Here is a 19,388-nt window from a genome sequence, read left to right on the forward strand (position 1 = left end):
GGGCGTTTGTCATTGTGAAAGGTGCGACCCCATGAATGGCGTGATCCCCAACCAACAGCTCTCGGCCATGATCGACGCGGGCGCGATTGCCGCAACACCCCCGGTGACCCCTGCGCAAATTCAGCCCGCCAGCCTTGACCTGCGCCTCGGATCCAAAGCCTATCGTGTCCGCGCCTCGTTCCTGGCCGGAAAGGGCAAGACAGTCACCGACCGTCTGGCCGAGTTTCAGATGCACGAAGTCGATCTGAGCAACGGCGCCGTGCTGGAAAAAGGCTGCGTCTACGTCGTCCCGCTGATGGAACGCCTTGCCCTGCCCGACGATCTGTCCGCCGTGGCCAACGCCAAAAGCTCGACCGGGCGACTTGACCTGCTGACCCGCACGATCTGCGACGAAGGCACAGAATTTGACCGCATCGCGCCTGGGTATCACGGGCCGCTCTATGCCGAAATCTGCCCGCGCTCTTTCTCTGTTCTGGTTCGACCGGGCATGCGGCTGAATCAGATCCGCTTTGGTCGCGGCGATGCCGTACTGGACGACGATGCCTTGCGCACCCTGCACGCGCAAACACCACTGGTCGACGGTGACGCCGTCATTGACGAAGGCCTTGGCTTTTCCGTCGATCTACGTCTGCCCGATACCACCCTTGTCGGCTACCGCGCCAAACCGCACACCGGCGTGATCGATCTCGACAATATCAGCCACTACGACCCCGCCGAATACTGGGAAGAAGTCCACACTTCAAACGGTCAGATCATCCTTGATCCGGGCGCCTTCTACATCCTTGTCAGCCGCGAAGCGGTGACAATCCCGCCCGCCTATGCCGCTGAAATGGCACCCTTTCTGGCGATGGTCGGCGAGTTTCGTGTGCATTACGCAGGATTCTTCGACCCCGGGTTCGGCTATGCCGACGCAGGCGGCGCAGGCTCTCGCGGCGTGCTCGAAGTGCGCTGCCACGAGGCCCCCTTCGTGCTGGAACACGGACAGGTCGTCGGCCGTCTGGTCTATGAAAAAATGATCGAGGTTCCCAGCCAGCTTTATGGCGCTGACATCGCGTCAAATTATCAGGGTCAGGGCCTGAAACTCTCCAAACACTTCAAATCGGGCTAGAACCGCGACATCCTGCGCGCGGTCTTCAATCCTTGCTGTGCCCGCCGGGCCTGCTGGCGCTCTGCGCGCATCTGCTTGCGCTCTTGCGGTGTCATGTCCTGCGGTGTCTTCACCGGCTCCCCCCGCGCGGCCTTGCGGCGGTCCGCCACCTGCCCCGCCTTGTCGAACCCTGCGCGCATGCCGCGGCGGATCAGTTGGTTCATCACCTGACGGATGACCATATTGATGATGCGATTCATGTTCATGGGTTTGCCCCTTTGCTCTGCCTTGTGCCTGTTATAGCAGATAATACGGCAACAATCAGGCCACCCGACGTGAAATCGAAGTTTTGGTTAACGCCCCGCTATTCTTCGAACATCTCGCTTTGATTGACGTCCGCGTCCTCTTCCTCCTCGCCATCACCCAGCACGGGTACCGTACCGGGCGGCGGTCGGTTCTCCAGCAATCCGGCTGAACGCAATTCCTTGAGCCCCGGCAGATCGCGCGCATTCTCCAACCCGAAATGATCCAGAAAGTTCTGCGTCACCACAAATGTCACCGGCCTGCCCGGCGTCATCTTGCGCCGCCCAAAGCGGATCCACTCGAGCTCCAGCAATTGATCCACCGTCCCGCGCGAAACGGAAACACCGCGAATTTCCTCGATCTCGGCGCGGGTTACGGGCTGGTGATAGGCAATAATCGCGAGCGTCTCGATCGCGGCACGACTCAGCTTGCGCACCTCAACGGTTTCCTTTTGCATCAGGAACCCCAGATCAGCCGCCGTGCGCAAGGCATAGCCATCATCCACCCTGACCACCTGCACGCCGCGCCCTTCGTAGCGCTTGCGCAGATGCACCATGGCTTCGGCGGCGTCGCAGCCATGCGGCATACGGGTCTCAAGCTCTTTCAGCGTGATCGGTTCTGAGGTAGCAAAAAGCACCGCTTCGATCATACGTTCCTGTTCCGCCATCGGCGGGGCCTCGAACAGGCTTTCTTCTTGCTCTTCCGTCTCTTCTGACACGCAGTTAATCCTTTTTGCGCAGCTGGATCGGGGCAAACATCTCTGATTGCCGGATTTCCAGATGGCCTTCTTTTACCAGTTCCAGCGAGGCTGCAAAGGTCGATGCGGTAGCCGACCGGCGGCGTACCGGGTCCGCTTCCCACCCTTCAGGAAGAAAGCTCATCAAGTCGCCCCATTCGCCTGCATACCCAATCAATCCGCGCATCCGCTCCAGCGCCTGTTCCATCGTGAACACCGCGTCACGGTCCATCACGAAAGGTCTGAATTCATCGCGGGTGCGAATGCGCGCATAGCCCTGCATCAGGTCCAGCAACGTTGCCGTATAGGTCACACGCCGCACCCGCGTCATGTCTGTGGTCTGCCCGCGCGCAAAGAAATCCCGCCCCAGCTGATCGCGCCCCATAAGCCGGGCCGCCGCATCGCGCATCGCCTGCAAACGCTCAAGCTGAAACGCCAGATGTGCGGCTAGTTCCTCGCCCGACGGGCTGTCCTCTGTCGGATCAGGCGGCAACAACAGCCGTGACTTGAGAAACGCAAGCCACGCCGCCATGACCAGATAATCCGCCGCCAGTTCCAGCCGCAGCGACTTGGCCTTTTCCACAAAGGCAAGGTACTGCCGCGCCAGGTGCAGGACCGAAATCTTGCGCAGATCGACCTTCTGGGTTCGGCTGAGTGTCAGCAACAGATCCAGCGGCCCTTCAAAGCCATCCACATCCACGATCAACGCTTCGGCGGCCAGCCTGTCAGCGACCGAAACCGCGTCTTCTTCGAATGTGGTCTCAGCCATGCAAAGCTCCACCCGTAAGCGCGTCAAATTCGGCGCAGAGGGCGGAAATGTCAACATCTGTTGGGGTTTTGCGCGCCTTCATTGCCCGCTGTGCCCGGGCCATACCGCGCGCGTCCAGCGTGCCTGCCGCCTCCACCACTTTGATCCGGTCGGCAAGCGGCGCATTGCAATAAAGCGCGATATCACACCCCGCAACAATCGCCGCACGGGCGCTGTCGGCGGGGGCCGCCTGAAGCGCCTTCATTGAGATGTCATCGGTCATGATCAGCCCGTCAAACCCGATGTCATCGCGAATGATCCGCATCATGTCCGGGCTCAGCGTTGCGGGCCTTGGATCAATGGCGTCAAACACCAGATGCGCGGTCATCCCCATGGGCAGATCATTCAGGGCGTTGAACGGCGCAAAATCAATGTCATCCAGTACCTGCCGCTCCGCGCTTACTGTCGGCAGATCGAAATGCGTGTCGAGCGCGCTCAGCCCATGGCCGGGCATGTGCTTGATCACCGGCACCACGCCCCCTTCCAGCATCCCGTCCGCCGCCGCGCGACCCAAATCCGCCACGCGGGCCGGGTCGCTGCCCAGACACCTGTTGCGCAGAAACGGATGCGTATGCGCGCGCGCCACGTCCAGCGTCGGGGCACAATTGCTGTCGATGCCAAGGGCGTGCAATTCCGCTGCAATCACGCGGTACATGCAGTAAAGCGCCCGCTCCGCCCTGTCCCCCGCAGCCTCAACCACATCAAAGGGCGCAGGCCAGTCACGCCAATGGGGCGCACGCAGCCGCTGCACCCGCCCGCCTTCCTGATCCACAGTGATGATCACATCGCGGCCCACGCAATCGCGCATGTCGTCACACAGCGCACGGACCTGATCCGGCGTGTCAATATTGCGGGCAAACAGGATAAATCCGAAGGGATCGGCCTCGCGGAAAAAGGACTTTTCGTCAGGTGTCAGCCGAAGCCCATCGGCGTCGATAATTGTCGCGCCAAAAGGCGCCATCACCGGGTCACGACAGGGATGCAATCCGCGTTTTCAGCCACAAGTGCCGAACAAAAACGCCGCGCATCGGCGATGTCTTCGAACCCCATGGCGCGCAAACGATAGAACACCCGACCGCCACTGGTGGCCTTCTGCACCACACGCTTCTTGCCAGCCAGATAGGTGCCGAACCGGGTGTTCAGCTGATCCCATTGTTCACGCGCAACCGCTTCACTGTCAAAAGCGCCAAGTTGCGCAAGCCGCGTGCCCACTGGCACGCTTGCCGCATCAACGTCGGCCAAAGCAGGGTTGGTTGCGACACCACTGGCAGAGACCCGCACGACCTGCGCGCGCTGGCTGGGCCGCTTTTGCGGTCGCAGGGATTGGCGCACACCAGGGGCATCCAGAACTGCGGCAGCCACCGTGACGGGCTGCGGCGCATCTTCCAGCGCTTCGGCCACAGCACTTTCAACCAGCGCGGCAACAGACGTGTCCCGTGTCACTGGCGTTTCGGTCAGGGGTGCGATCCCGTCGGTCAGTTGTGCCACCAGTTCTTCGACGTTGCCAGATTGCAGGGCCGCCGTGATATCGGGCGTGGCCGGTGCGGCAACCTGTGGCGTGGGTGCAACCATTGCGGCTGGCACAATCTGGTCCTCAGCGGTCAGATCGACAGGACGGGGTGCCAGACGCAGTTGATCCGCCGGCGCCGCTGCTGCCCCTTCCGCCGCAACGGCATTGACGGACAGCCCCTGATTTTGCGCCAGTTGACCACCGGGGTCTTCGGGACGCACGCGCATGTCGCCTTCGGCGGCGCGCACTACCGGAATGCCACTGACATCGCGCACCAACAGCTTGTACCCCCAGATACCGATGCCCACGACCAACGCCAAAGACACCAGCGCGCCCGCAGCATTTGTAAAAGATATCAACTGATTGGACGCCGTGTTTGACGCGGTCTCATGAATGTTTGCATCATCGTAGCCCCCCGCCACGGGGGAGGATGTGAAATCTGCCATCTGTGCCTCTTTGCCCGCGTTCGTATCGCGCCGCGGGTCTGGTCCTGAAGTTCGCCTGTGTCGGCGCGCCTGTGCTGTTACCGCATCTCTTGCGCCGGTGTGACCCCAAGAATACCAAGACCGGCTGCAATTACAATCGCCGTGGCCCGCGCAAGAGCGATTTTTGCCTGCGATGTGGCCGCATCGTCTTCCTGAATGAATCTCAGCGACCCATCCTCATTCCCACGGTTCCAGAGTCCGTGAAATTCTCCTGCCAGTTCATACAGATAGAAAGCCACCCGGTGCGGCTCATTCGAGCGCGCGGCGGTCTCGACCAGCCGGGGCCATTCGGCCAATTTCCGCAACAAGGCCAACTCCGCTTCGTGATCCAATTTCGACAGGTCAGCGGCCCCAAGCGTTGCATCGTCCACCGCAATCCCGGCCTCGGTCGCCTTGCGCAACACCGATGCGACCCGCGCGTGGGCGTATTGCACATAAAAAACCGGGTTCTCACGCGACTGTTCCAACACCTTGTCGAAATCGAAATCCAGCATCGCATCGTTCTTGCGCGTCAGCATCACGAACCGGGTCACATCAGCGCCCACCTGATCGACCACATCGCGCAGGGTCACAAAGGTCCCTGCCCGCTTGGACATCTTGAACGGCTCCCCGTTTTTGAACAGTTTCACCAACTGCGTCAGCTTGATATCCAGCGACACCTGACCATCAGACAAGGCCGACACCGCCGCCTTCATCCGCTTCACATAGCCCCCATGATCCGCGCCGAAAACGTCGATCAGCGCGTCAAAGCCGCGCTGCACCTTGTCATAGTGATAGGCGATGTCGGGCGCAAAATACGTCCAGCCGCCATCCGACTTCATCACAGGCCGATCCACGTCGTCGCCATGCGCTGTGGATTTGAACAGCGTTTGCTCGCGCGGCTCCCAATCTTCGGGCTTCTTGCCCTTGGGCGGCTCCAGCACGCCTTCATAGATCAGGCCCTTGTTCTTGAGATCTTCCAGCGCCGCCTCGATCCGGCCCGTGCCGTACAGCGACTTTTCGGAGTAAAACACATCTATCTCGACGCCCAACGCGGCCAGATCAGCCTTGATCAGCTCCATCATGGCGTCGGTCGAAAAATCCCGCACGTTCGCCAGCCAGACGCCCTCGTCCTGATCCAGATAGTCGGCGCCAACCTTTTCCTTCAGCGCCTGACCCACGGCAATCAGATAATCACCGGGATAGGTGCCATCCTCGAACGCGACCTCCTGACCATGGGCCTCAAGGTACCGCAGGTACACCGACCGCGCCAATACATCGACCTGCGCGCCGCCATCGTTGATGTAATATTCCCGCGTAACATCGAACCCGGCGAAATCCAGCAGGCTGGCCAGCGCATCGCCAAAGACCGCGCCCCGCGTATGTCCCACGTGCAAAGGCCCCGTAGGGTTTGCTGAGACATATTCGACATTGACCTTCTGTCCCGTGCCAAGGTCCGCACGACCGAAATCAACACCCTCTTTCAAAACGCCGGCGGCGATCCCCTGCCAGACTGACGGGGCCAACCGCAGGTTCAGGAAACCGGGGCCCGCAACCTCGGCCGAGGTGACGCGCGCATCCATCGACAACCGCTCTGCCAGCGCCTGCGCGATATCGCGCGGCTTCATGCCTGCCGGCTTGGCCAACACCATGGCGGCATTGGTCGCCATGTCGCCATGGGCGGCATCGCGTGGCGGCTCGGCGGTGATCGGGTCGACGTTCAGGCCCTCAGGCAGCACACCATCGGCCACCATCCCCTCAAGAGTGGTCAGGATCAGGCTGCGGATCTGGGCGAATAGGTTCATGGCGGCGTTCCTTGTTGGATGCCCCATGTATCATGCGGACCGCGCCAGTCAATTGACTGCGCGGGGCCTGCACATCTCAGTCCAGATGAAAGGTCGTGCTCTTCAGGTTCTGCGCCGTGCCGCTCCCCAGATGGATCAGCATGCCAAGGGCCGCACCCGGGTGCGCTGCTGGCACCGACAGCGTATGCACGCGCACGCCCTTGGCGTGCACTTCTGCCGCCACGGCCTCACCCGCACGCGCCACCGCACCACACAGCCCCTGCGCGTTCAGCGCCAGCGGATCGCCTGGGCGCGCTACAACAGTCGCAAGAGTTCCCTTTCCGGCGACGAGCCCCCGCAACGTGGTGCGTAGCACCATGGACAGGGCGCGCATCTGTGCCGAGATATCGACGGGCCGGGACAGCGGCATCAGGTTGACCACCAAAGTGATCGGTTCATCCGCCCAGGCGTCTTTCAGCAAGCTCAGCTTGTCCGTCTCACCGTCCGCGATGACCAGCGGTTCGATCCGCTCAGGATGCGCAACCGCCAGCCGCGCCAGCCTGTCGGTCCTGCTGTCGATCGCCACCACCCGACCGCCAGCACGCGCAAGTGCGGCGGCAAGATCGGGCCCTAGCGGCTGGCCGGCATTCAAGATGATAATCACGGGGTCAGGGTGCGCTCTGAAGGACAAAAAGGGGACAACCACAAAATGGGATAACCCCTTGTTAACACAAGCAGGACGCCAGAAAAAGTGGCGGCCCTATATTCCCGTCAGGCGTGCATGTTCCTGCAGCGCAAACCGGTCCGTCATGCCCGCGATGTAATCGGCCACCATTCGGGCCAACGCCGTCTTGTCCTGCCCTGCGTCCTCGATCTGGCGCGACCAATGGCGCGGCAGCATTTGCGGGTCTTGCAGGTACAGCGGGAAAAGCGCCTCAACCACCTGCGTGACCTCTGCCCGTTTGCGCATTACGGACGGGGCCCGGTACATGCGGTGAAACAGGAACTGGCGGATTTCGCGCAGTGCAGCCCACATCGTGTCTGAAAACCGAATGACCGGGCGGCCCAGATGCCGGATGTCCCGTGCACTGCCCGCACCAGACGCGGCCAGCAGATCGCGCGATGTCTCAATCACATCGCCCACCATCACGCCAAAGACCCGGCGCAGCGCCTCGTGCCGCCGCCGGTAGCTGTCCAGGTCCGGATATTTCTGATCCACGTCCGCATAGGCCCGCCCCACCAGCGGCAACCCGGCAATGTCATCGTCGGAAAACAGCCCCGCACGCAAGCCATCCTGGAGATCGTGATTGTTATAAGCGATATCGTCGCTCAGCGCGGCCACCTGCGCCTCGGCACTGGCATGGGTATGCAGTTCCAGATCAAGCTGCGCATCGCATTCCGCCAGCGCATAGGGCAGATCGCCTGTCACGGGCCCATTGTGCTTGGCAATCCCCTCCAGCGTGTCCCAGGTCAGGTTCAGCCCGTCGAAATCAGCGTAGTGACGCTCCAGCAAGGTGACGATCCGCAAGGTCTGCGCGTTGTGATCGAACCCGCCATAGGGCGCCATCAACGCATGAAGCGCATCCTCACCCGTGTGGCCAAAGGGCGTGTGTCCCAGATCATGGGCCAGCGCCACCGCCTCGGTCAGCTCGCCATTCAGCGCCAGCGCCCCTGAAATCGTCCGCGCAACCTGTGCCACCTCGATCGAATGGGTCAGGCGGGTGCGAAAATAGTCGCCCTCGTGCTCAACAAAAACCTGCGTCTTGTGTTTGAGCCGCCGAAACGCGCTCGCATGAATGATCCGGTCCCGGTCGCGCTGATAACACGAGCGGAACGCGCTTTCCTCTTCCGCGACCTGCCGTCCCTTGGCTGTGGCCGGATCAGAGGCAAAAGGTGCGCGCATTGGGGCGATCCCTTGTGGCCTGTCCTGCGTCTTTCTATATGTGAAGGGCGCGAAGATGGAAACCGACGCGCGCACCGACACAATACCGACGTGATACCGACGTCATACCGACGGTCCCAAACCCGGGAGAAAACCAATGAACCTGCCCCCCTCCGTGACCCCTCGCGCGTTCGAACGTTTGTCGGAAATCGGTGCCGCAGACGATGGCAAAGCCCTGCGCGTCGCAGTCGAAGGTGGCGGCTGTTCCGGCTTTCAATACGAGATTGCCCTGGATGAACCCAAAGACGATGATCTGGTACTTGAAGGCGAAGGTCAGAAAGTCGTGGTCGACAGCGTCTCCCTGCCCTTCCTCACCAATGCGGTCATCGATTTCACCGAAGAGCTGATCGGGGCCCGCTTTGTGATCGAAAACCCCAATGCTACTTCCTCCTGCGGCTGCGGCACCTCCTTTTCAATGTAGCCCTGTGGGCCTAGCCGCCCGTGCAAAGCTTTCAAAAAACGCCTCGAACCGGTCCGATGACCCTTCCGCCGCAACCAGTACCTCGTGCCCCTGCGGCCCCAGCAGCGGCAGCACATAAGGCCGCATCTGTCCCCAGTCCGCACGCCGTGCATCGCCAAGATCAAACATCGCCTCCGACATCGCCCGCAGCGCCCCCTGCGGCAGATAGGCGCGCTGGAACCGGGGCGGCCCCTCAGGAACCGTGCTGCCAAACCCATCCCGGCCCGCGACCTCCATCGCCCAACCTGTCACCAGATACTCGTGATAGGCATCGTTCAGTTCGCCCGGCCCCCCGCTCGTAACGCCGATATCTTCATGCGCGCCTGCCACTGCCTTTTCCCATACGGGGCTTGGCGTCTGACCGGCAAACCGCAGCGCGGTACAGACCTCGGCCAGCAAATCGGCATTCTGATCCAGATAGGCCAGCAGCGCGGCATGCTGCAGGCTGGTCAGCGCGCCGCTGCCCAACTGCGGATCACGCCGCCCATACTCCGACAGGTAAAAGACAATATGGGTCAGTTCATATGCGGCCTTCTTGTTCGGCATCGCAAACGTATCTGAACGGCTGATGAACCGGTGCAGTCGCGCATCAAGTCCTTCGTCCGGTGCCCCCGCATCACGGCGCGCGAGCAACCTGCGCGCCTCTGCGCGCTGCAAATCCGACAGCTCGGCCTCTGCCAGCCCCTCGCGTGCCACCCAGACCGACAGTTCTGCCCCCCTGCTGCCGGTTAGCCCCAGATCCTCCAGATCAAGGCAAATGGACAGCAGGAACCGGTAATATTGCGGAAAGAACTGCATACGCTGCTGTATTTGTTCGTAAAACTGCTCGAAAGGTGTCAGCGCCTCTGGCGTTACGGGCGTGTCCGTGGCCGCAAGGATGCCCAGGAATTCCGCGTTCTCTTTCAGCCAGAACACATCATCCGGCAACCGCCTGTCGCGCGCAAACCCGGTGGTCAAACGGCAAAGTTTCGCGGATTTGTCCTGCCGCAGGCGCGGCGCAAGTGTCACGATATTCGACATCAGATCCTCCCGGGAATGCGGTCAGGCGACATACCCACGTGCCGCCTGACCTTTTCAGTTCAGTTCAGCAACTGGTGGTGAACATTTGAACGCCGTCACCATCGCGTGTCGTCGTCTGCGGTCCCTCAATGCAGCTTGTGGTGAACATCTCGACCCCCTCACCGGCCATGGCCGCCGTTCCGGTCGGCGCGGATCCCGAGGTGAAAAGTGCTGTTCCTTCCCCCTCAAAAGTCCCGCAGGACACCGGTGCCGAGCCCGAGGTGAACATCTCGACCCCATCGCCCATCAACGTATCCGATGCACCGGGCGCTGAGCCGGATGTGAACATCTCAACGCCAGCCCCTTCCATAAGGCTGGTCCGATCGTCGGCAGCGGTGGTCAGTGCGGTGCGAAGCTGTGTGTTTGCGTTCATTGGTTGTCCCCTAATGGTTGATTGCAAGTTCAGGTTGTAGTGCCGCCACGCTTGCCCGTTTAGGACGATCTGCCAAATGGAAATTTTCACCAACGCCGGAACCGCGATGCTTATCCACATCAGCAGCGCCCCCCAATCCGCCCGCTTTGCAAAATCCCGCCGGGTTACCCACACGCCAAATTTTTCTTATCCACACCCAGCAAAATTGCTAAGGTTGTGCAGGCTGCCACGCATTCTTGCTTAAATTGCATTCTAATAATCCGAATCAACCGGCCGATGCAGGTCATCCCTTGCCCCGCCACGGCACGACACGCTAGCTATGCACAATCGGCAACAAGAGGCCCTAAGGCATGAAAATCGCCACCTTCAACATCAATGGCATCAAGGCCCGGGCCGCCGCCCTGCCCGAGTGGCTTGATGACGCGCAGCCAGACGTTGTGCTCTTGCAGGAAATCAAATCGGTTGACGAAGCCTTCCCGAGCGCGCTCTTCGAAGAGCGCGGCTATAACGTTGAAACCCACGGCCAGAAATCCTTCAATGGCGTGGCGATCCTCTCCAAGCACCCGCTCGAAGACGTCACGCGCGGCCTGCCTGGCGATGACAGCGACGACCAGGCCCGCTGGATCGAAGCCACTGTTATGGGCGCGCACACCGCGCTGCGCGTCTGTGGTCTTTATCTGCCGAACGGCAATCCCGCCCCGGGGCCAAAGTTCGACTACAAACTCGCCTGGATGGAACGCCTGCACGCCCGCGCCCAAGCGCTCTTGTCCGAGGAAACCCCCTTCCTGATGGCGGGCGACTACAACATCATCCCGCAAGCCGAGGACGCGGCCAAACCAGACAGCTGGCGCGAGGATGCGCTCTTTCGGTCAGAATCGCGCGCGGCCTGGCGCAAGCTCCTGAACCTGGGCCTGACAGAGGCCTTCCGCGCCCGGACCCCCGGCCCGGGCCACTACAGCTTCTGGGATTATCAGGCAGGCGCCTGGAATCGAAACAATGGTATCCGCATCGACCATTTCCTGCTCAGCCCGACCATCGCCGACCTGCTACGCGACGTGCAGATCGACAAAGAGGTGCGCGGACGCGACAAACCTTCCGATCACGTCCCCGTCTGGGTCGACCTCGACCTCTGAGGCCTCCATCTCTGGGCCGGAGCCGCCTTCGCTTGTGAACAGGGCGTCGGAACAGGGCGCGGTTGCCAAGAAAAATCGCGGAGGGTCCGGTGCCTGCACCGGAAACCGCTATTTTACTTGGGAAGCGGGCGCGGTTCTGACAGACCGGTGATCAATCGAAGACGGATCCGGCATTTCTGGGATGGTGAGCCTGAAGCGATCGGCCCCCAGAAACCCGCCTAAAGACAATGCGCAAAATCAATGAATCGAATGCGGCGCAGCCGCGCATTTTGACAGCACCCGCCTCACGCTTCCAGTTCGGCGTCCCAGTACAGAAAATCCATCCAGCTGTCGTGCAGATAGTTCGGTGGAAACTTGCGCCCCATGTTGCGCAGTTCTTCTGCCCCCGGCTGACGCGGCGGCTTGCGCAGCGACAGCCCGGTCCGGTGCAGCGGCTTGGCCCCCTTGCGCAGGTTGCAGGGCGAACAGGCCGCAACCACATTCTGCCACGACGTCACCCCGCCCGAGGCGCGCGGCACCACATGATCAAACGTCAGATCCCCCCTTGCGCCGCAATACTGACAGCAGAATTCGTCCCTCAGAAATAAATTAAAGCGCGTGAAGGCCACGCGCTTTTGAGGTTTCACATAGTCTTTCAACACGACCACCGACGGTATCCTGATCACCGTCGAGGGGCTTCGGACCACATCATCATATTCGGCAACGATATCGACGCGGTCCAGCCACTTGGCCTTTATTGCTTCCTGCCAGGGCCACAGCGACAGCGGATAATAGCTAAGCGGCCTGTAATCCGCGTTCAGCACCAGCGCCGGTTTGTGCTTCAGCGCTCCTGGCGCGCGCGTAAATTCGGTTCTGAAATCTCCGTCCATTGAAGTCCGGTCTCCTGCCCGCTTTTTTTCGACTATATCTCGTGGTTTTGCGCTGGCAAGCCCAAGCTGCACCACAAGATGTGCCGACTCTGCATCGCGCAGAAATGCGACAGTCTAGTGACAGTCAACCGGGCCCGGTCAAAGGCTCAGCTTGTCGCGCATAAAGGCCAGCGCCACGCTCAGCCCATCAGGTGCGATGCCGTGGCCCGTTCCCTTCATCACATGCGCATAGACATCCTGCCACCCGGCCTCCTGCAGCGCCTCGGCGGCCTGCGGCAAGGACTGGGGCGGCACCACATCGTCCGCATCCCCGTGCACCAGCAGAACCGGCGGGCGCACCACCACCTCATCCGCCAGCGTTTCGGGTGACAGCAACCGACCTGAAAACGCCACGATGCCCGCCACCTCATCCTCGCGCCGGGGTGCCACATGTAGGGCCATCATCGTGCCTTGGGAAAAACCGAAAAGGACGACCTGCTCGGGCAACACATCCTCATCGACCATCAGCGCATCCAGAAAAGCGTTCAGATCGGCCACCGCCTGCATCATGCCACGCTCTGATTCCTCTTCTGAAGATCCATCAATCCAGGGGATCGGAAACCACTGAAATCCATTGGGCATCCCCGGCACATTTTCAGGCGCGTCCGGCGCCACAAAAAGCGTATCCGGCAGGTGTTCGCCCAAAGGATCAGCCAGGCCAAGCAGGTCCGCACCATTGGCGCCATAGCCGTGCAGGAAAACAACCACCGACCGCACATCCCCCGACACGCTTGCGCGGCGCTCTGCCTTCAAAACCCTCGTCATCACAACCCTTCCCTCTGCTTGATCACCCGGTAGTAGGCAAAGAGCGCCCGCGCCGCAACCGACCGCCAGGGCGACCAGGCCTGTGACATCTCGTCCAGCACCTCCGGCTTTGGCCGGTCTGCCAGATCAAAGACATGCTGTGCGGCGACCTGCAGCGCCAGATCCCCCGGCGGAAAGGCGTCCGCCCGCCCCATGCAGAACATCACATAGACCTGCGCCGTCCACGGTCCGATCCCCGGCAGGGCGCACAGGCGCGCGATGGCATCCGCATCGTCAAGCGTTTCAAGCGCCTCATAGTCAAGATCCGCCGCTGCCAGCGCTTCGGCATAGCGCGCCTTGGGGCGGCTGAACCCGGCGGCGCGCAACCCGTCCTGTCCCGCCGCCAGAACCAATTGAGGCTGATACAGCCCAGCCACCTCGGCCCGTTCACGTATCGCGTTGGCAGAGGCGACACTGACCTGCTGCGAGATGATGATCTCGATCAGTCCCCGAAATCCCGGAGGCTTCAGCCGTAGTGGCAAAGGGCTGGTGCGCTCCAACACCGGTCGAAAACGCGGTTCAGCCTGCGCAAGCCACGCGGCCCCTTCGGCCAGATCCTCAGCTGTCTTTATGCGTCGGTGCTCTGCCGTCACAAGCCTGCCACCCAATCAAGCGCTGCCTCGGTATCGCTCACGACCCTCGCCCCTGTCGGCAAGGCCGGACGCTCAACCAATATGATGTCCATGCCCCGTGCCAAGGCGGCATCGACCTTTGGTCGGCTGGCGATCCCCCCCAGGTTGCGACACAACAGCGTGTCCACCTGCAGCTCTTCGAACAGCGTGCGTTCGGTTTGCAGATCAAACGGCGGGTCGCCAAAAACCAGCGACACAAACGGATAGGGCGCGGGCCGGTCATGGGGGCTGGTCTGCCTGAGAAAAAGAACCTCACCCGGAAAGGGTGCGCAGGCTGGCAAGCTGGCCCAACCACAGGCGGAAAAGACCCGCGCGCCCGGCCTTATAGCCGTCATTGCAGCCTCAACTGACGCCGTTGCACGCATCTTGAAGTCGCACAGGACATCCCACGCGGGGCGCTGGTAGGACAGGAACGGCTTGCCCGCAGCACAGGCGGCTCTGAACCCCAGCGCGCTCATCTGCGCGTCAAAGCCATGGCTTGCATCCAGCACCGCATCCGCCTGACTGACCGCCTGCGCAACCGCCGACGGATCATCAAGCGATATCAGATCGCAGGGCACCGGCATCGGGTTGGGCCCGCGCGGCGGCTCGGACACCACTGCGCGCACCTCTGCCCCGCGCTCAAGGGCCGCTTGCGCCATCCGGCGTGCCTCGACGCTGCCTGCCAATACCAAAAGTCTGAGACCATTCCTCATGGCCGCGAACACTACGCACGGTCACGCGGGGCGCAAGGGGTTGCCCCCGCCCGGACGCAGGCGTAGGCCTTTGCGCAAGAGGATATGAGACCGATGATCGACGACAAACGCGCGAAACGAAACGTGGCCGTACTGGTCGCCGCCCAGGCCGTTCTGGGCGCGCAAATGCCCATGCTCTTTGTGGTGGCAGGCCTTGCCGGCACGTCGCTGGCAACCAACGTCTGCTTTGCAACGCTGCCGATTTCGATGATCGTGCTTGGATCGATGCTGTCCGCCACGCCGGTCTCTGCTGTCATGCAGAAATTCGGCCGTCGCACAGGGTTTTTTCTGGGGGCAATCGGCGGCGCGCTCGGCGCTGTGGTCGGTGCATACGGTCTGTATGTGTCGTCCTTTCCCATCTTTCTGGCAGGCTCCTTGCTGACAGGCGTCTACATGTCCGCGCAAGGCTTCTACCGCTTTGCCGCCGCGGATACCGCGTCTGATGCCTTCCGCCCCAGGGCGATCTCCTATGTCATGGCAGGTGGCCTGTTGTCCGCCGTTATCGGCCCCCAGATGGTCAAGCTCACTGCCGACGCCTACGTGGTCCCGTTTCTGGGCACCTACGTGGCGGTGATCGGCATCAATATCGTCGGCAGCCTATTGTTCCTGTTGATCGACATCCCCAAACCCGAAGCCCCCACGCAGGACAGCCCCATCGGCCGCACCCGCCTTGAACTGATCAAGACACCGCGCATTGCCGTCGCCATCATCTGTGCCACCGTGGCCTATGCCCTGATGAACCTTGTGATGACCTCAACGCCGCTGGCGGTTGTGGGGTGTGGCCTGTCGGGTGATTTGCTGCCGCTTTCTGAAACCGAAGGCATGACACTGGCCGAGCAGCGCAAGCGCTTTGTCGATCTGGCCTCGAACGTGGTCAGCGGGCATGTACTGGCCATGTTCGCGCCAAGCTTTTTCACCGGTCACCTGATTGCCCGTTTCGGGGTCGAGCGGATCATGGGCCTGGGCATCCTCATTCTGGGGGTTGCGGGCATCGTCGCGCTGCAGGGCGTTCAGCTTGAGAATTTCTATATCGCGCTGATCCTACTGGGCCTTGGCTGGAACTTTGGGTTCATCGGGGCCACCACCATGCTGACCAGCGCCCATGCGCCCCACGAACGGGGCCGAATGCAAGGGCTGAACGACCTGATCGTCTTTGGCGGCGTGACTTTTGCCTCGCTGGCATCGGGCGGCTTGATGAACTGCTCGGGCGGATCGGCTGTCGAAGGCTGGGCGGCCGTGAACTGGGCGATGATCCCTTTCCTGGCACTCGCGGGGGGATCCCTGATCTGGCTTGTTACGCGCCCCAAACCTCAAGCGGCGTAGCCCTACCAGCGGCCCGTCACAACGCGCCAGCCAAGCCAGCCCCTGTCGGCCTGCGCAGGATCGGGCAATTGTCCGCGCCCCACGCGACCGGGATTGCGTGCCGCCGCCTTCAGCACCGCATCCGCCTGCCCAATGTGCCAAAGCGCCTGCGCGGCAGGCTTTGACACGCGCGCCCGACCTTTGCGTGCGCGGGCCAGCCGATCCAGCGCGCGCTGCGCCAGTGCCGCGACACCCTCGGGCGTGCCATCCAGCAACGGCACACGATTGCGCGCCTCAAGTTCGGGAATGGCGCGCAGCCAGGTTGCCACGCCAGCCGCATAGGCCGCATCGCGGATCACCAGCTCATCCGCCACGCCCAGCCTGCGCGCAGCAACCCATGTAAGATTGCCAGAGGTCTGATCAATGTACCGGTCAAAATGCGCGTCATCTTCAAAAGCATCCCGGTAGATATCCCATCGGCGGGCTGCTGCCAGCTCGTCCAGCAGGGCGGCATCCTCCGGCCCGATTTCGCGCGCCAGCGGGGTTGCCACTTCGTGCCGCCGCACGGGCCCTCCCTGTTCAATTTCCTCGCAAACATCCCGCCACCACTGCAGGCGCATCTCGGCGATCATCGCCTCCTGAGTGACCCAGGGCGCGCGCGCGACCTCAACGTTAAAGGCATAAAGCGGGAACAGCACACGCCGCGCCGCCACGGGTGCGGCCATCGCCGCGCGAAACCGCGACGGGTCCGCCCGTTCAACCAGTGCCGCACAGGCGTTCAGGTCCGCGTCAAAACTCACGCGGGCCGCACGACACTCAGCAGATAACCGTATTCATCCCGGTGCGCGCGCCAGCAGGCGGCTTCTTCCTCTGCTTGGTCCAGCACAGCTGCCACATCCGCATCCGCGCCGGGGCGCAGGTCTGAAATCCGCGCGTCGATGGGCGTGAAATAGTTCTCCCAGGCCTGATCCGACAGGCGGCGCGTCTCAAGTACCTCGTATCCTGCCGCCGCGATCCGCGCGGCAACCCCGGCCTCATCGGTCATGGTGGGGTATTCGCGCGCCCAATTGGCACGCGCACGCTCTGACGGGGTATCTGTGAACCAGCATGCTTCGGTAAAGGCAATGGCCCCGCCGGGCCGCAACACCTTGCGCCAGGCGCTCAACGCCTCGGTCACGCCCATGAAATAGACCGCCCCTGCGCACCAGATCAGATCATAAGTGTTTGCGATCGCCTTCATGTCCGCCTTCAGCACCGTCACCCGCGCGTCCCCTGCCCAGCGCGCCCGCGCGGCCGCCACAAAATGCGGCGTCACATCCAGTGCCGTGACATGCCCCTCGGGCGCCACCTCCAGCAGGGCCGCGATATCCGCGCCCGGGCCGCAGCCCACATCTGCCATTTCTGCCGATGACCCCGTGCCGGCAATAGCCACAGCCCAGGCTACATCCGCAGCCTCCCCCGGGCCCTCGCGCGGCAAATCACGGTGCAGGGCAAAAAACGCGTCCATACTCATGGCTTGAGATCCCTGATCAACTTCCACCGGATCGCATCCAGCAGCGCCTCGAACGAGGCATCAACGATGTTGGCGCTGACCCCCACAGTAGACCAGCGATGCCCCTGCCCGTCCTCGCTGTCGATGATGACCCGGGTCACCGCCTCAGTGCCGCCTTGCGTGATGCGCACCTTGAAATCGACCAGCCGCATATCTTCCAGCATCGCGGAATACTGCCCAAGGTCCTTTGAGAGCGCCTTGGAAAGCGCATTCACAGGCCCGCGATCCGACCCGGTTTCATCCATGCTCTCACTCACCGACAGGCGCTTTTCGCCGTCGACTTTCACGACAACCACGGCCTCGGACAGGCTGACCATTTTGTTGTACTTGTTCTTGCGTCGCTCCACCGTCACCCGGTAGCGCTTGACCTCAAACAGATCGGGCATCCGGCCTAGCGCGGCACGTGCCAGCAGCTCGAAACTGGCCTGCGCGGTGTCGTATGAATAGCCTTCCGTCTCGCGCGCTTTCACCTCATCAAGGATCAAACCGAGCGCCGGATCGCCCTTGTCCACCTGCAACCCCGCCTCGACCAACCGCTTGCGCAGGTTCGATTGCCCGGCCTGATTGGACATCGGCACAACGCGCGCATTCCCGACCAGCGCAGGGTCGATATGCTCATAGGTCGTGGGGTCCTTGGCAATCGCACTGGCATGCAGCCCCGCCTTGTGCGCAAAGGCGGACGAGCCCACAAAACCCGCCTGTTTGTGCGGCACCCGGTTGAGGATCTCATCCAGCATCCGGCTGGTGCGCGTGAGCCCCGCCAGCGCCGCCATCGTCACACCAGTCTCAAAGCGAGACGCATAAGGTTCCTTCAGCAACAGGATCGGAATAAGCGCGGTCAGATTCGCATTACCGCACCTCTCACCCAGCCCGTTCAGCGTGCCCTGTATCTGCCGCGCGCCCGCATCCACAGCAGCCAGCGCACAGGCCACGGCGTTTTCAGTGTCGTTATGGGTGTGGATGCCCAGATGATCACCGGGAAGACCCGCGGCAATGACCTCGCCCGTGATGTGGCCTACCTCATGGGGCAAGGTGCCGCCATTGGTGTCACATAGCACAATCCAGCGCGCGCCTGCATCATGTGCCGCCTTCAAACACCGCAGCGCATAGGCCGGATTGGCCTTGTAGCCGTCAAAGAAATGCTCTGCGTCAAAAATTGCCTCGCGGCCCTTTGCGGTCAGGTGGCGGATGCTGTCGGAAAGCAGGCCAATGTTCTCTTCCAGATCAATGCCCAGCGCCGTCTGCACATGAAAATCATGGGTCTTGCCCACCAGGCAGACGGATTGCGTGCCCGCATTCATCACCGCCGCCAGTACATCGTCATTGTCTGCCGACATACCGGGCCGTTTGGTCATACCAAAAGCAGTCATTCTGGCCCGCGTCTTGGGCGCGTTATCGAAAAAGGCCGAATCCGTCGGGTTCGCCCCCGGCCATCCGCCTTCGATATAGTCCACGCCCAACGCGTCCAGCGCCGCCGCGATCTCGCGCTTTTCGTCAGACGAAAACTGCACGCCCTGCGTCTGCTGCCCATCGCGCAGGGTGGTGTCGTAGAGGGAGAGGCGTTCTTTCATGACAAATCCCCTACCCGTAGGGCGGGGTTTACCCCGCCACCCGCCAATGGCGGGCTAAACCCCGCCCTACGCGTCTCTTCAGAGCGCCCCCACCCAAAAACCCGTCCGTGCACATTGCACGAACAGCCCCCGACCGCCCCCGTCAGACCAAAGGCATGCTTGCGGCACGACGGCGGGGGCGTCACCCCCACCCGCGGCCGGGGGCCGTTCTGTGTTTGAAGTCGGG

21 protein-coding genes are annotated in these 19,388 nt (G+C 62.1%); 4 read left to right on the top strand and 17 right to left on the bottom strand.

What is annotated here, in order from left to right:
* Positions 1 to 31: 31 nt before the first annotated feature.
* Positions 32 to 1,108 carry a 2'-deoxycytidine 5'-triphosphate deaminase gene (locus H9Q16_RS05845; RefSeq protein ID WP_191074402.1) on the top strand — a complete coding sequence of 359 codons (1,077 nt, stop codon included), beginning with the start codon at positions 32 to 34 and terminating at the stop codon, positions 1,106 to 1,108.
* Here H9Q16_RS05845 and H9Q16_RS05850 read toward each other — a convergent pair.
* The 8 genes from H9Q16_RS05850 to H9Q16_RS05885 form a co-directional block, all read right to left on the bottom strand.
* The gene (locus tag H9Q16_RS05850; protein WP_191074403.1) at positions 1,105 to 1,353 is read right to left on the bottom strand and encodes a hypothetical protein; all 249 of its coding nucleotides are present in this window, start codon (positions 1,351 to 1,353) and stop codon (positions 1,105 to 1,107) included. The two genes, H9Q16_RS05845 and H9Q16_RS05850, sit on opposite strands and share 4 nt — an antisense overlap.
* A gap of 98 nt (positions 1,354 to 1,451) precedes the next feature.
* Positions 1,452 to 2,057, bottom strand: coding sequence for an SMC-Scp complex subunit ScpB (scpB, locus tag H9Q16_RS05855; protein ID WP_216859361.1), 606 nt, complete (start codon positions 2,055 to 2,057; stop codon positions 1,452 to 1,454).
* Positions 2,058 to 2,112: 55 nt separating this feature from the next.
* On the bottom strand, positions 2,113 to 2,895 hold the full coding sequence (locus H9Q16_RS05860) for a segregation and condensation protein A (RefSeq protein WP_191074405.1): 783 nt from the start codon (positions 2,893 to 2,895) through the stop codon (positions 2,113 to 2,115).
* On the bottom strand, positions 2,888 to 3,895 hold the full coding sequence (nagZ, locus tag H9Q16_RS05865; RefSeq protein WP_191074406.1) for a beta-N-acetylhexosaminidase: 1,008 nt from the start codon (positions 3,893 to 3,895) through the stop codon (positions 2,888 to 2,890). The genes H9Q16_RS05860 and nagZ overlap by 8 nt, the downstream gene beginning before the upstream one ends.
* On the bottom strand, positions 3,895 to 4,890 hold the full coding sequence (locus H9Q16_RS05870) for an SPOR domain-containing protein (RefSeq protein ID WP_191074407.1): 996 nt from the start codon (positions 4,888 to 4,890) through the stop codon (positions 3,895 to 3,897). Before H9Q16_RS05870 ends, nagZ begins: the two co-directional genes overlap by 1 nt.
* A gap of 77 nt (positions 4,891 to 4,967) precedes the next feature.
* Complete coding sequence (argS, locus tag H9Q16_RS05875; RefSeq protein ID WP_191074408.1) at positions 4,968 to 6,713, bottom strand: arginine--tRNA ligase; 1,746 nt, start codon at positions 6,711 to 6,713, stop codon at positions 4,968 to 4,970.
* 76 nt (positions 6,714 to 6,789) lie between these two features.
* The gene (locus tag H9Q16_RS05880) at positions 6,790 to 7,356 is read right to left on the bottom strand and encodes a hypothetical protein (protein WP_191074409.1); all 567 of its coding nucleotides are present in this window, start codon (positions 7,354 to 7,356) and stop codon (positions 6,790 to 6,792) included.
* 96 nt (positions 7,357 to 7,452) lie between these two features.
* Entirely contained in the window at positions 7,453 to 8,595 is a 1,143-nt protein-coding gene (locus tag H9Q16_RS05885) for a deoxyguanosinetriphosphate triphosphohydrolase (RefSeq protein WP_191074410.1), read from the bottom strand.
* A 136-nt stretch (positions 8,596 to 8,731) separates the two neighbouring features.
* On the opposite strand from H9Q16_RS05885, the gene H9Q16_RS05890 reads away from it, so the two are divergent.
* On the top strand, positions 8,732 to 9,055 hold the full coding sequence (locus H9Q16_RS05890; RefSeq protein ID WP_191074411.1) for a HesB/IscA family protein: 324 nt from the start codon (positions 8,732 to 8,734) through the stop codon (positions 9,053 to 9,055).
* Here the strand turns inward: H9Q16_RS05890 and H9Q16_RS05895 are convergent.
* Together H9Q16_RS05895 and H9Q16_RS05900 are read right to left on the bottom strand one after the other, a co-directional pair.
* Positions 9,047 to 10,114, bottom strand: a complete 1,068-nt coding sequence (locus tag H9Q16_RS05895) for a DUF6902 family protein (RefSeq protein ID WP_191074412.1) — start codon at positions 10,112 to 10,114, stop codon at positions 9,047 to 9,049. The two genes, H9Q16_RS05890 and H9Q16_RS05895, sit on opposite strands and share 9 nt — an antisense overlap.
* 64 nt (positions 10,115 to 10,178) lie before the next feature.
* Positions 10,179 to 10,526 carry a DUF6749 family protein gene (locus tag H9Q16_RS05900; RefSeq protein ID WP_191074413.1) on the bottom strand — a complete coding sequence of 116 codons (348 nt, stop codon included), beginning with the start codon at positions 10,524 to 10,526 and terminating at the stop codon, positions 10,179 to 10,181.
* Between the two features lie 350 nt (positions 10,527 to 10,876).
* Between H9Q16_RS05900 and xth the strand changes: the two genes are divergently transcribed.
* Positions 10,877 to 11,659 (top strand): exodeoxyribonuclease III, encoded by a 783-nt coding sequence (xth, locus tag H9Q16_RS05905; RefSeq protein ID WP_191074414.1) that lies wholly within the window; start codon positions 10,877 to 10,879, stop codon positions 11,657 to 11,659.
* A gap of 284 nt (positions 11,660 to 11,943) precedes the next feature.
* Here xth and H9Q16_RS05910 read toward each other — a convergent pair whose 3' ends face one another.
* The 4 genes from H9Q16_RS05910 to H9Q16_RS05925 all read right to left on the bottom strand — a co-directional run bounded on the left by H9Q16_RS05910 (position 11,944) and on the right by H9Q16_RS05925 (position 14,698).
* Positions 11,944 to 12,528 (bottom strand): HNH endonuclease, encoded by a 585-nt coding sequence (locus tag H9Q16_RS05910; RefSeq protein ID WP_191074415.1) that lies wholly within the window; start codon positions 12,526 to 12,528, stop codon positions 11,944 to 11,946.
* A 138-nt stretch (positions 12,529 to 12,666) separates the two neighbouring features.
* The gene (locus H9Q16_RS05915) at positions 12,667 to 13,332 is read right to left on the bottom strand and encodes an alpha/beta hydrolase (RefSeq protein ID WP_191074416.1); all 666 of its coding nucleotides are present in this window, start codon (positions 13,330 to 13,332) and stop codon (positions 12,667 to 12,669) included.
* The gene (locus tag H9Q16_RS05920; protein ID WP_216859297.1) at positions 13,332 to 13,979 is read right to left on the bottom strand and encodes a DNA-3-methyladenine glycosylase family protein; all 648 of its coding nucleotides are present in this window, start codon (positions 13,977 to 13,979) and stop codon (positions 13,332 to 13,334) included. Before H9Q16_RS05920 ends, H9Q16_RS05915 begins: the two co-directional genes overlap by 1 nt.
* Positions 13,961 to 14,698: a precorrin-6A/cobalt-precorrin-6A reductase gene (locus H9Q16_RS05925; RefSeq protein ID WP_191074417.1), complete on the bottom strand. Its 738-nt coding sequence runs from the start codon at positions 14,696 to 14,698 to the stop codon at positions 13,961 to 13,963. The genes H9Q16_RS05920 and H9Q16_RS05925 overlap by 19 nt, the downstream gene beginning before the upstream one ends.
* Before the next feature lie 93 nt (positions 14,699 to 14,791).
* Here H9Q16_RS05925 and H9Q16_RS05930 point away from each other — a divergent pair, with 93 nt between their 5' ends.
* Complete coding sequence (locus H9Q16_RS05930; protein WP_191074418.1) at positions 14,792 to 16,060, top strand: MFS transporter; 1,269 nt, start codon at positions 14,792 to 14,794, stop codon at positions 16,058 to 16,060.
* 2 nt (positions 16,061 to 16,062) lie between these two features.
* Here the strand turns inward: H9Q16_RS05930 and H9Q16_RS05935 are convergent, their stop codons facing one another.
* Genes H9Q16_RS05935 through cimA form a run of 3 tightly spaced genes read right to left on the bottom strand, consistent with a single transcriptional unit; the run spans position 16,063 to position 19,162 of the window.
* Positions 16,063 to 16,839, bottom strand: coding sequence for a squalene/phytoene synthase family protein (locus H9Q16_RS05935; RefSeq protein ID WP_191074419.1), 777 nt, complete (start codon positions 16,837 to 16,839; stop codon positions 16,063 to 16,065).
* Positions 16,836 to 17,552 carry a class I SAM-dependent methyltransferase gene (locus H9Q16_RS05940; protein ID WP_246455478.1) on the bottom strand — a complete coding sequence of 239 codons (717 nt, stop codon included), beginning with the start codon at positions 17,550 to 17,552 and terminating at the stop codon, positions 16,836 to 16,838. Before H9Q16_RS05940 ends, H9Q16_RS05935 begins: the two co-directional genes overlap by 4 nt.
* Positions 17,549 to 19,162, bottom strand: coding sequence for a citramalate synthase (gene cimA / locus H9Q16_RS05945; RefSeq protein WP_191074420.1), 1,614 nt, complete (start codon positions 19,160 to 19,162; stop codon positions 17,549 to 17,551). The genes H9Q16_RS05940 and cimA overlap by 4 nt, the downstream gene beginning before the upstream one ends.
* Positions 19,163 to 19,388 lie beyond the last annotated feature (226 nt).

This window comes from Sulfitobacter aestuariivivens (assembly GCF_014763045.1).
GTDB classification, from domain to species: Bacteria; Pseudomonadota; Alphaproteobacteria; order Rhodobacterales; family Rhodobacteraceae; genus Sulfitobacter; species Sulfitobacter aestuariivivens.

Coding starts and splice junctions, on each gene's coding strand:
- H9Q16_RS05845 (WP_191074402.1), top strand. CDS start 32: ATGAATGGCGTGATCCCCAACCAACAGCTCTCGGCCATGATCGACGCG.
- H9Q16_RS05850 (WP_191074403.1), bottom strand. CDS start 1,353: ATGAACATGAATCGCATCATCAATATGGTCATCCGTCAGGTGATGAAC.
- scpB (WP_216859361.1), bottom strand. CDS start 2,057: ATGGCGGAACAGGAACGTATGATCGAAGCGGTGCTTTTTGCTACCTCA.
- H9Q16_RS05860 (WP_191074405.1), bottom strand. CDS start 2,895: ATGGCTGAGACCACATTCGAAGAAGACGCGGTTTCGGTCGCTGACAGG.
- nagZ (WP_191074406.1), bottom strand. CDS start 3,895: ATGGCGCCTTTTGGCGCGACAATTATCGACGCCGATGGGCTTCGGCTG.
- H9Q16_RS05870 (WP_191074407.1), bottom strand. CDS start 4,890: ATGGCAGATTTCACATCCTCCCCCGTGGCGGGGGGCTACGATGATGCA.
- argS (WP_191074408.1), bottom strand. CDS start 6,713: ATGAACCTATTCGCCCAGATCCGCAGCCTGATCCTGACCACTCTTGAG.
- H9Q16_RS05885 (WP_191074410.1), bottom strand. CDS start 8,595: ATGCGCGCACCTTTTGCCTCTGATCCGGCCACAGCCAAGGGACGGCAG.
- H9Q16_RS05890 (WP_191074411.1), top strand. CDS start 8,732: ATGAACCTGCCCCCCTCCGTGACCCCTCGCGCGTTCGAACGTTTGTCG.
- H9Q16_RS05895 (WP_191074412.1), bottom strand. CDS start 10,114: ATGTCGAATATCGTGACACTTGCGCCGCGCCTGCGGCAGGACAAATCC.
- H9Q16_RS05900 (WP_191074413.1), bottom strand. CDS start 10,526: ATGAACGCAAACACACAGCTTCGCACCGCACTGACCACCGCTGCCGAC.
- xth (WP_191074414.1), top strand. CDS start 10,877: ATGAAAATCGCCACCTTCAACATCAATGGCATCAAGGCCCGGGCCGCC.
- H9Q16_RS05910 (WP_191074415.1), bottom strand. CDS start 12,528: ATGGACGGAGATTTCAGAACCGAATTTACGCGCGCGCCAGGAGCGCTG.
- H9Q16_RS05915 (WP_191074416.1), bottom strand. CDS start 13,332: ATGACGAGGGTTTTGAAGGCAGAGCGCCGCGCAAGCGTGTCGGGGGAT.
- H9Q16_RS05925 (WP_191074417.1), bottom strand. CDS start 14,698: ATGAGGAATGGTCTCAGACTTTTGGTATTGGCAGGCAGCGTCGAGGCA.
- H9Q16_RS05930 (WP_191074418.1), top strand. CDS start 14,792: ATGATCGACGACAAACGCGCGAAACGAAACGTGGCCGTACTGGTCGCC.
- H9Q16_RS05940 (WP_246455478.1), bottom strand. CDS start 17,552: ATGAGTATGGACGCGTTTTTTGCCCTGCACCGTGATTTGCCGCGCGAG.
- cimA (WP_191074420.1), bottom strand. CDS start 19,162: ATGAAAGAACGCCTCTCCCTCTACGACACCACCCTGCGCGATGGGCAG.